The 9,206-nt window shown below is 60.7% G+C and carries 9 protein-coding genes; 6 read left to right on the top strand and 3 right to left on the bottom strand.

Translation table 11 applies throughout. From position 1 onward, the window contains the following. The first annotated feature begins 129 nt into the window (after window positions 1-129). The 5 genes from QMX91_RS25940 (at window position 130) to QMX91_RS25960 (ending at window position 5,877) form a co-directional block, all read left to right on the top strand. Complete coding sequence (locus QMX91_RS25940; protein ID WP_282413584.1) at window positions 130-1,404, top strand: glycerate kinase; 1,275 nt, start codon at window positions 130-132, stop codon at window positions 1,402-1,404. After that, the gene (gene pyk, locus QMX91_RS25945; RefSeq protein WP_150367866.1) at window positions 1,401-2,816 is read left to right on the top strand and encodes a pyruvate kinase; all 1,416 of its coding nucleotides are present in this window, start codon (window positions 1,401-1,403) and stop codon (window positions 2,814-2,816) included. The genes QMX91_RS25940 and pyk overlap by 4 nt, the downstream gene beginning before the upstream one ends. Before the next feature lie 199 nt (window positions 2,817-3,015). After that, window positions 3,016-3,930, top strand: a complete 915-nt coding sequence (locus QMX91_RS25950) for an urea transporter (protein ID WP_135295237.1) — start codon at window positions 3,016-3,018, stop codon at window positions 3,928-3,930. Window positions 3,931-3,951: 21 nt separating this feature from the next. Then, the gene (locus tag QMX91_RS25955; protein WP_095667160.1) at window positions 3,952-4,776 is read left to right on the top strand and encodes an ion transporter; all 825 of its coding nucleotides are present in this window, start codon (window positions 3,952-3,954) and stop codon (window positions 4,774-4,776) included. A gap of 105 nt (window positions 4,777-4,881) precedes the next feature. Next, window positions 4,882-5,877: a sulfate ABC transporter substrate-binding protein gene (locus tag QMX91_RS25960; RefSeq protein ID WP_096796240.1), complete on the top strand. Its 996-nt coding sequence runs from the start codon at window positions 4,882-4,884 to the stop codon at window positions 5,875-5,877. A 387-nt stretch (window positions 5,878-6,264) separates the two neighbouring features. Here QMX91_RS25960 and QMX91_RS25965 read toward each other — a convergent pair whose 3' ends face one another. Next, window positions 6,265-6,885, bottom strand: coding sequence for a DUF5666 domain-containing protein (locus tag QMX91_RS25965; protein WP_282413585.1), 621 nt, complete (start codon window positions 6,883-6,885; stop codon window positions 6,265-6,267). Window positions 6,886-7,128: 243 nt separating this feature from the next. On the opposite strand from QMX91_RS25965, the gene QMX91_RS25970 reads away from it, so the two are divergent. After that, entirely contained in the window at window positions 7,129-8,316 is a 1,188-nt protein-coding gene (locus QMX91_RS25970; RefSeq protein ID WP_096796242.1) for an MFS transporter, read from the top strand. A gap of 58 nt (window positions 8,317-8,374) precedes the next feature. Here QMX91_RS25970 and QMX91_RS25975 read toward each other — a convergent pair whose 3' ends face one another. Both QMX91_RS25975 and QMX91_RS25980 read right to left on the bottom strand, forming a co-directional pair. Further along, a complete protein-coding gene (locus QMX91_RS25975; protein ID WP_007961664.1) occupies window positions 8,375-8,779 on the bottom strand; it encodes a type II toxin-antitoxin system HicB family antitoxin in 405 nt (134 codons plus the stop codon). After that, window positions 8,779-8,991, bottom strand: a complete 213-nt coding sequence (locus tag QMX91_RS25980) for a type II toxin-antitoxin system HicA family toxin (protein WP_027613935.1) — start codon at window positions 8,989-8,991, stop codon at window positions 8,779-8,781. Before QMX91_RS25980 ends, QMX91_RS25975 begins: the two co-directional genes overlap by 1 nt. Window positions 8,992-9,206: the final 215 nt, after the last annotated feature.

Raw genomic sequence — 9,206 nt, forward strand, 5'->3', positions numbered from 1 at the left:
GGGCTTGCTCGCGAAGAGGGCGTTTCAGTCGACATGGAGATTGACTGACCCACCGCCTTCGCGAGCAAGCCCGCTCCCACAATGGATCTGAGTTGCCCTTTCGAATAACAAGAATTCCGGGAGCCCGCCATGTCGGTCGATCCGCAACAACTGCTGCGCGAGCTGTTTGCCACAGCCATCGACGCGGCCCATCCGAACCAAGTCCTCGAAGCCCATCTGCCCGCCGATCGCACGGGTCGGGTGATCGTCATCGGCGCTGGCAAGGCCGCAGCCGCCATGGCCCAGGTGGTCGAGCGCTGCTGGCAGGGTGAAGTATCCGGTCTGGTGGTGACCCGTTACGGTCACGGCGCTCCGTGCGAAAAAATCGAAGTGGTCGAAGCCGCGCATCCGGTACCGGACGCCGCCGGCCTGGCCGTGGCCAAACGCGTGCTGGAACTGGTCAGCAATCTGACTGAAGACGACCGCGTGATCTTCCTGCTCTCCGGCGGCGGTTCTGCCCTGCTCGCGCTGCCGGCCGAAGGCATTACCTTGGCTGACAAACAATCGATCAACAAAGCCCTGCTCAAATCCGGCGCGACCATCGGCGAGATGAACTGCGTGCGCAAGCACCTCTCGGCGATCAAGGGCGGCCGCCTCGGCAAGGCTTGCTGGCCTGCCACCGTCTACACCTACGCAATTTCCGATGTACCGGGCGACCTCGCCACGGTCATCGCCTCCGGCCCGACCGTGGCCGACCCGAGCACTTCGGCCGAAGCGCTGGCGATCCTCAAGCGCTACAACATTGAAGTCCCGGCGTCGGTGCGCAACTGGCTGCAAAGCCCGGAATCGGAAACGGTCAAACCCGGTGATCCGAGCCTGGCCCGCAGTCACTTCCAGTTGATCGCCCGCCCGCAGCAATCGCTGGATGCTGCGGCGGTGAAATGCCGCCAGGCCGGTTTCAGCACACTGATCCTCGGCGACCTCGAAGGTGAATCCCGCGAGGTGGCGAAAGTCCACGCCGGCATTGCTCGGCAGGTCATCAATCATGGTCAGCCGTTGGCGGCGCCGTGCGTGATTCTTTCCGGCGGCGAAACCACGGTCACCGTGCGCGGCAATGGTCGCGGCGGGCGCAACGCCGAATTCCTCCTGAGCCTGACCGACAGCCTCAAGGGCCAGCCCGGCGTTTATGCACTGGCCGGTGACACCGACGGCATCGACGGCTCGGAAGACAACGCTGGCGCGATCATGACCCCGGACAGCTACGCCCGCGCCGCCGCTCTGGGCCTGAGCGCCAGCGACGAGCTGGATAACAACAACGGTTACGGCTACTTCGAGGCGCTCGACGCGCTGATCGTTACCGAGCCGACCCGCACCAACGTCAACGACTTCCGCGCCATCCTGATCCTTGAGAACTGCAAATCATGACGCCTGATAAAAAGGTCAAAATCCTCGCCACCCTCGGGCCTGCCGTCGATGGCATCGAAGACATCCGTGAACTGGTCGAGGCCGGGGTCAACATCTTCCGCCTGAACTTCAGTCACGGCGATCACGCCGACCACGCCAAGCGCTATCAGTGGATCCGCGAAGTCGAGCGCCAGCTCAACTATCCGCTGGGCATTCTGATGGATTTGCAGGGGCCGAAACTGCGCGTCGGCAAGTTCGCCGACGGCAAGGTACAGCTGCATCGTGGTCAGGCGTTCCGCCTCGATCTGGACGCTACGCCGGGCGATGAACGCCGGGTGAACCTGCCGCACCCGGAGATTATCGCCGCGCTCGAAGCAGGCATGGATCTGCTGCTGGATGACGGCAAACTGCGCCTGCGCGTGGTCAGCAAATACTCCGACGCGATCGACACCACCGTGCTCAACGGCGGCGAACTGTCCGACCGCAAAGGGGTGAACGTGCCGCAAGCGGTACTTGAACTGAGCCCGCTGACCGCCAAGGATCGCCGCGACCTGAGCTTCGGTCTGGAGCTGGGCGTGGACTGGGTGGCGCTGTCGTTCGTGCAGCGTCCGCAGGACATTCTCGAAGCCCGCGAACTGATCGGCGACAAGGCCTTTCTGATGGCGAAAATCGAGAAGCCGTCAGCAGTTGAACAACTGCGCGAAATCGCCGAACTGAGCGACGCGATCATGGTGGCGCGCGGTGATCTCGGTGTCGAAGTGCCGGCGGAAAGCGTGCCGCAGATCCAGAAAAACATCATCAGCACCTGCCGTGAACTCGGCAAACCGGTGGTGGTGGCGACGCAGATGCTCGAATCGATGCGCTTCTCCCCGGCACCGACCCGTGCTGAAGTCACTGACGTGGCCAACGCTGTGGCTGAAGGCGCGGATGCAGTGATGCTCTCGGCCGAAACCGCGTCCGGCGAATACCCGCTGGAAGCGGTGCAGATGATGAGCAAGATCATTCGTCAGGTTGAGAACGGTCCGGACTATCAGACTCAACTCGACGTCAGCCGACCGAAAGCCGAGGCGACGGTGTCCGATGCGATCAGTTGCGCGATCCGCCGCATCAGCAACGTGCTGCCGGTGGCGGTGCTGGTCAACTACAGCGAATCGGGCGCCTCGACATTACGTGCGGCGCGGGAGCGGCCGAAAGCGCCGATCCTCAACCTGACGCCGAACCTGCAGACCGCGCGGCGTTTGAGCGTGGCGTGGGGCATTCACTCGGTGGTCAACGATCGCCTGCGTCAGGTCGATGAAGTGTGTTCGACCGCGCTGGAAATCGCCCAGGCGCAAGGCATGGCCGAGCGTGGCGATACGTTGCTGATCACTGCCGGGGTGCCGTTCGGGCAGCCGGGATCGACTAACTCACTGCGGATCGAAACATTGATCTGACGATTGCGACTGAACCCTGTGGTGAGGGGATTCATCCCCGATTGACTGCGCAGCAGTCACCGCTTTCAAGAGAGTGACGGTTTTCACAGAAAAACCGCACTCCCCGATTGGGGGCCGCTTCGCAGCCCATCGGGGATAAATCCCCTCACCACAGGTAAGCAAGACCTTTTGATTTTCCAACTGCCCAGATTTTTTCAACATGCCTGCCAATCATTTCAACACCCACTGCCCCGACTGGGCCGAGGCTTTGCTCAACGGTTTCAGTCAGATATTCCTTCAGCGCCACCCGCTATGCGGCCTGTTGTGCCTGCTGGCGATCCTGCTCACTGCGCCGGTGCTGTTTGCCGGCGCGCTGCTCGGGGCGGTCGCTGGATTGCTCACTGCACAGCGACGTAACTATGCCAAGGCTGATCGTCAGGCCGGTTTGTTCAGCTACAACGGCGTGCTGCTCGGCTTGTTACTGAGTCTGTATTTCCCCTGGTCACCGCTGCTGCCGCCGCTGATTCTGGCGGCTGGCGGCGTCAGTGCGATGCTCACTCAGCAATGGCTCAAACACGTTTACCGCAGTCGATCGATACCGGCCTACACCTCGCCATTCGTGGCCATCGGCTGGATCCTGCTGCTGTTCGCCGAGCCATCCGCGCCGACGGCGCACATCGAGATGAACACGCTGAACCTGCTCGCCGCAGGACTGCGTGGATTGGGTCAGGTGATGTTCCTCGAGCATCCGCTGGCCGGCGCATTGATCGGCATCGGCTTGTTGATCGCTGATCGCCGCGCCTTTTGCTGGGCATTGTTCGCGTCAGCCATCGGCCTTGCGTCCAGTCTGTTGCACCACGAAACCGGCGCGGCATTGCTGGGACTGGGCAGTTACAACGCGGTACTCGCCGCCCTCGCCTTCAGTGCGCAGCGCCAGCAACCGTGGCTGCCGCTGCTGGGCATCGTCCTTGCGCTGCTGGTCACCCCGCTGTTCGCCGCTCTCGGTCTGGCGATGCTGACCGCGCCGTTCATCCTCGCCGGCTGGCTGATCCGCGCCGGGATCCAGATGCTCGGTAAAGCGGCCGTCGACGCCACGCCTTGCGCACAGGGGGACAATCAACCTAGGCTGCGCTGATCTTCAATTCAGGCGTTATCCATGGACAGCAGCAACAGTTGGCGCGAACGGCTTTACGTGATGATTTTCCAGAGCGACACCCTCGCCGGGCGGCGCTTCGACGGCACCTTGCTGTTGATCATCCTTGCCAGCCTGGTGGTGGTGATGCTCGACAGCATCGACAGCATTCACCAGAACTACGCCGATGTGCTGGCCTACATCGAGTGGGGTTTCACCGTCATTTTTCTCGGTGAATACATCCTGCGCCTGTATTGCTCACCGAAACCGTTGCGCTACGCCTTCAGTTTCTACGGACTGGTGGATCTGCTGGCGATCGTGCCGGGGATCCTCGCGCTGTATTACAGCGATGCGCAGTACCTGCTGATCATCCGCATCATTCGGATGCTGCGGATCTTCCGCGTGCTCAAGCTCAGCCCGTACCTCAAGCAAGCCAACTATCTGATGTCGGCGCTGCGCGGCAGCAAGCAGAAGATCGTGGTGTTTCTGGTCAGCGTCTGCACCCTGGTGACGGTGTTCGGCACCCTGATGTACGTGATCGAAGGCCCGGAACATGGCTTCACCAGCATCCCCAAAGGCATCTATTGGGCTATCGTGACGTTGACCACCGTCGGCTTCGGCGACATCGTGCCGAAGACCCCGCTGGGTCAGGTAATTTCTTCGCTGGTGATGATCACCGGTTACTCGATCATCGCCGTGCCCACCGGGATTTTCACTGCAGAACTGGCCAACGCCATGCGCGGCGAACAGCTGCAACATGACTGCCCGGTGTGCAAGAAAAACAGCCATGAACAGAACGCAGCGTTTTGCTCGCGGTGCGGCAGTCAGCTGTTTAAGAAAGTGGAATAAGCACAGAGCTTTTTAATCTTTAAATGACTATGCCAGCCCGGCTATAGTCGCTGGCAAAACGGTATCACCCCCGACCGTTATCACCGACACAACAAGGAATGCGCAGTGAAAAAACTCTTTGGCGCCTCACTTCTCGCCGCCGGTCTTGCCTTTGGCAGCGTGGCTCAAGCCGCACCGACCCTGCTCAACGTCTCGTATGACGTGATGCGCGATTTCTACAAGGATTACAACACTGCGTTCCAGAAACACTGGCAGGCCGAGCACAACGAAAACATCACCGTGCAAATGTCCTTCGGCGGTTCGAGCAAGCAGGCGCGTTCGGTGATCGACGGCCTGCCGGCTGACGTCATCACCATGAACATGGCGACCGACATCAACGCCCTCGCCGACAACGGCAAACTGGTGCCGGAAAACTGGGTCAGCCGCCTGCCGAACAACAGCGCACCGTTCACCTCGGCCACCGTGTTCATCGTCCGCAAAGGCAACCCGAAAGCCCTGAAAGACTGGCCGGACCTGCTCAAGGACGGCGTGCAAGTGATCGTGCCGAACCCGAAAACTTCGGGCAACGGCCGCTACACCTACCTCTCGGCCTGGGGCTACGTGCTGAAAAATGGCGGTGACGAGAACAAGGCCAAGGACTTCGTCGGCAAACTGTTCAAGCAAGCGCCAGTGCTCGATACCGGTGGCCGCGCCGCGACCACCACGTTCATGACCAACCAGATCGGCGACGTGCTGGTCACCTTCGAGAACGAAGCCGAGATGATCGCTCGCGAGTTCGGTCGCGATCAGTTCGAGGTGATCTACCCAAGCGTCTCCGCCGAGGCCGAACCACCGGTGTCGGTGGTCGACAAAGTGGTCGACAAAAAAGGCACCCGCGCCGCCGCCGATGAATACCTGAAATATCTGTGGTCGCCGGAAGGTCAGGAAATCGCCGCCGCCAACTACCTGCGTCCACGGGACCCGGCAGTGCTGGCGAAGTACACCGACCGTTTCCCGAAAGTCGATTTCCTGTCGGTGGAGAAAACCTTCGGCGACTGGCGTTCGGTGCAGAAGACCCACTTCAATGATGGCGGAATCTTTGATCAGATCTACAGCCAGTAAGATTTGGCGGACATGAAAAAGGCGACCCTCGGTGGTCGCCTTTTTCATGGCAGTTTTACCCTCACCCCAGCCCTCTCCCGGAGGGAGAGGGGGCCAACCGAGGTGTCTGGCGAGTTACATCGACCTGAAAGACCTTATGGATTATGGATTCGGCAACCAAGTTTCAGGTCGGCAAATTGCTTCAGCATCCCCCAAACAGTCCCCTCCCCCTCCGGTACATACACTCCCGGAGGGAGAGGGAGCCAACCGAGGTGTCTGGCGAGTTACATCGACCTGAAAGACCTTATGGATTATGGATTCGGCAACCAAGTTTCAGGTCGGCAAATTGCTTCAGCATCCCCCAAACAGTCCCCTCTCCCTCCGGGAGAGGGTTAGGGTGAGGGGCTTTTACATAGGCGGCGTGACGCCATCCTTGCCGGCGGAAATCGATTGCGCCGTCAACGTGCCGTCTGCGTCCTGGGTCACGAAGCTGACAATCTTCACCCCGACCTTGAGCAAGCTGCGATCCCCCGGCGTCAGGTTGACGATCGGCACGTCCTCCGGCACCAGGATCTTCTGCTGCCCGCCCTTGTAGTTGACGGTCAGCACCCGGCCATTGCTGACCACCAGATCACCGACGCTGCCATTGGTCATGCTGCTGCCCTTGGCCAGATCAAACGGCCGATGACCGTCACCGCTGCCGGCCAGTTCCGGCGGGAATACGTGCACTTCCATTGCCTTGAGGGTGCCATCTTCCTGCGGCATGGCGGCCGAGCCAATGTAGCTGCCGGGTTTGATGTCTTCGATATTCGCCAGCGTGACGGCACGCACCTTGGTGTCCGCAGTCAACCGGATCACCACGTTCTCGCCGCTGTTGACGTGGACTTTCAGCGAATCGGCGCTGACCCCGGTGATCTCACCGCGCACGCCGAGACGCATGCCCGGGGCATCGGCGGCCTGCACCGCAGTGGCACTGAGCAGGCCAATCAAGGCAATCGTGGTGGTGTGACGCAGCAGCTGACGCAACATGGCAATCCTCCGTTGATGAACAGTAAAAGCGCAGCGGTAAACATAAGCACGCTATCGAAGAACATGTAAGTGAATGTATCATCGACCCTCCCCGGCTGGACGCAAGGTTCGCCGATGGACGACACCGCCGCTGAAGCCAATCATTCCGCAACGGAATAACTGATATCGATACAAGGCTTCTACCGCCGCGTCGGTGCGTCCCTTAGCCTCACCGCATTCCCTTTCGCTGGATCGAGAAACCTTATGAACGCCACAACTCACGCAATGACCCGAGGCATGGTGCTGCTGTTCGCCTTCTGCTGCGGCGCGATCGTCGCCAACATCTACTACGCGCAACCGATCATCGGCCTGATCGCGCCGGACATCGGCCTCTCCGACACCATGGCCAGCTTCATCGTCTCGCTGACGCAGATCGGTTATGCGCTGGGCCTGTTCTTCCTGGTGCCGCTGGGCGACCTGCTGGAAAACCGCCGGTTGATGATCATCACCACGGTGGTGGCGATTGCCAGCCTGCTCGGCGCGGCGTTCACCAGTCAGCCGAACGTGTTCCTGCTGATCTCGTTGCTGGTGGGCTTCAGTTCGGTGTCGGTGCAGATCCTGATTCCGCTGGCCGCGCATCTGGCGCCGGAAGAATCCCGTGGCCGGGTGGTCGGCGGGATCATGGGCGGCCTGCTGTTGGGCATTCTGCTGGCGCGGCCGGTGTCGAGCGTAGTGGCTGACCATTTCGGCTGGCGTGCGATGTTCATGATTGCCGCGGCGTTGATGGCCGCGATCAGCGTGGTGCTGGCGTTGACCGTGCCCAAGCGTCAACCGGATCACAGCGCTTCCTACGGCCAGTTGCTCGGCTCGCTGTGGACCCTGCTGCGCCAGCAACCGGTGCTGCGTCAGCGGGCGTTTTATCAGGGCTGCATGTTCGCCACCTTCAGCCTGTTCTGGACAGCGGTGCCACTGGAACTGGCGCGCAACCACGGTCTGTCGCAAAGCGAGATTGCGATCTTCGCGCTGGTCGGTGCCATCGGTGCCATCGCCGCGCCGATCAGCGGACGCCTGGCTGACGCCGGCCACACCCGCATCGCTTCGCTGCTGGCCATGCTGTTCGCCAGCCTGAGCTTCCTGCCGGCCTTCATTCACCCGGCCTACAGCGTCATCGGCCTCGCGGTGACCGGCGTGGTACTGGACTTCTGCGTGCAGATGAACATGGTTCTCGGCCAGCGCGCGGTCTACTCGCTGGACGCCAAAAGCCGTGGTCGCCTCAACGCGCTGTACATGACCAGCATCTTCATCGGCGGCGCTTTCGGCTCGTCGGTCGCCAGTGCGGTATATGAGCATGGCGGCTGGTTGTGGATCGTGATTGTCGGTAGCGCGTTCCCGCTGCTGGCGTTGTTGCGGTTCCTGAGTGCGTCGCAGCGTGGTGCTTTGGCAACGGCGTAAGATGTCGAGCAAGCTCGCTCCCACAGGTTGCTCACTGGGCCTGTGAGAGCGATGACGCTTAATACCGAACCAGCTTCTCCATCGCCGCATCTGCCAGAAACGAAGAGCGGCTTTTGACATTGTGTTCACGCACATAGCGATCGATGCGCTGGATCACATAGCCTGGCAACGTCACGTTGACCTTCTCGGTCTTGCCCATGTACGGCGAGATATCCAGCTCGAGCATCCCCCAGCCCATGTCGGCAAACTCCGGATTATTGCGATGGGCCGCTGCCGACGTCGGCATCGGAATCGATTCCCCGTCCGCCGCCATCTCCTGCAACATGAGATGGGCGACTTCAACGGCTGCGTTATAGGCGTCCTCGAAAGTGTCCCCGGCCGTGACGGCGCCGGGAATGTCAGGTATCTGAATACCGATGGCGGTGTTGTCGTCACCCCATTCGATGCAGATCGGATATTGCATTATGGATCTCCCTTGTAGCTGGCTGGCGGGTGGTACAACCCGGCACGCCTCCTGATGCTTTTGACCGTCCCCAGCGGCAAATCCTTTTTAGGGTGAGGAACGGGAATGGTGTACGGGTTGTAACGATGCGTGAAGATGTGATGACTGCCGGTGACTCGATCCAGCGTCCAGCCTGCCTCCTCCAGCTCCTTGATCAATAGCCTGCTTTGCACCTGGCGCCTCCTTGCTCCGGCCGAATAAAAGTAACTCTAGAGTTATCTTTACTCAAGCACATAAATCTGCAGGACGACGTTTGGTTGTTTTACCGCATGTGATTGAATGGACGCGGATTACACTCAGCACCCTATTCCCTGTGGGAGCGGGCTTGCTCGCGAAGGCGTTGGATCAGCCAATACATGTGCTGAATGTCAGACCGCATTCGCGAGCA

This window comes from Pseudomonas sp. PS01299, from assembly GCF_029960145.1.
Taxonomy (GTDB): domain Bacteria; phylum Pseudomonadota; class Gammaproteobacteria; order Pseudomonadales; family Pseudomonadaceae; genus Aquipseudomonas; species Aquipseudomonas putida_A.

What these genes read in the sequence shown, in the direction of transcription:
- QMX91_RS25940 (WP_282413584.1), top strand. Translation starts at nt 130, where the DNA reads ATGTCGGTCGATCCGCAACAACTGCTGCGCGAGCTGTTTGCCACAGCC.
- pyk (WP_150367866.1), top strand. Translation starts at nt 1,401, where the DNA reads ATGACGCCTGATAAAAAGGTCAAAATCCTCGCCACCCTCGGGCCTGCC.
- QMX91_RS25950 (WP_135295237.1), top strand. Translation starts at nt 3,016, where the DNA reads ATGCCTGCCAATCATTTCAACACCCACTGCCCCGACTGGGCCGAGGCT.
- QMX91_RS25955 (WP_095667160.1), top strand. Translation starts at nt 3,952, where the DNA reads ATGGACAGCAGCAACAGTTGGCGCGAACGGCTTTACGTGATGATTTTC.
- QMX91_RS25965 (WP_282413585.1), bottom strand. Translation starts at nt 6,885, where the DNA reads ATGTTGCGTCAGCTGCTGCGTCACACCACCACGATTGCCTTGATTGGC.
- QMX91_RS25970 (WP_096796242.1), top strand. Translation starts at nt 7,129, where the DNA reads ATGAACGCCACAACTCACGCAATGACCCGAGGCATGGTGCTGCTGTTC.
- QMX91_RS25975 (WP_007961664.1), bottom strand. Translation starts at nt 8,779, where the DNA reads ATGCAATATCCGATCTGCATCGAATGGGGTGACGACAACACCGCCATC.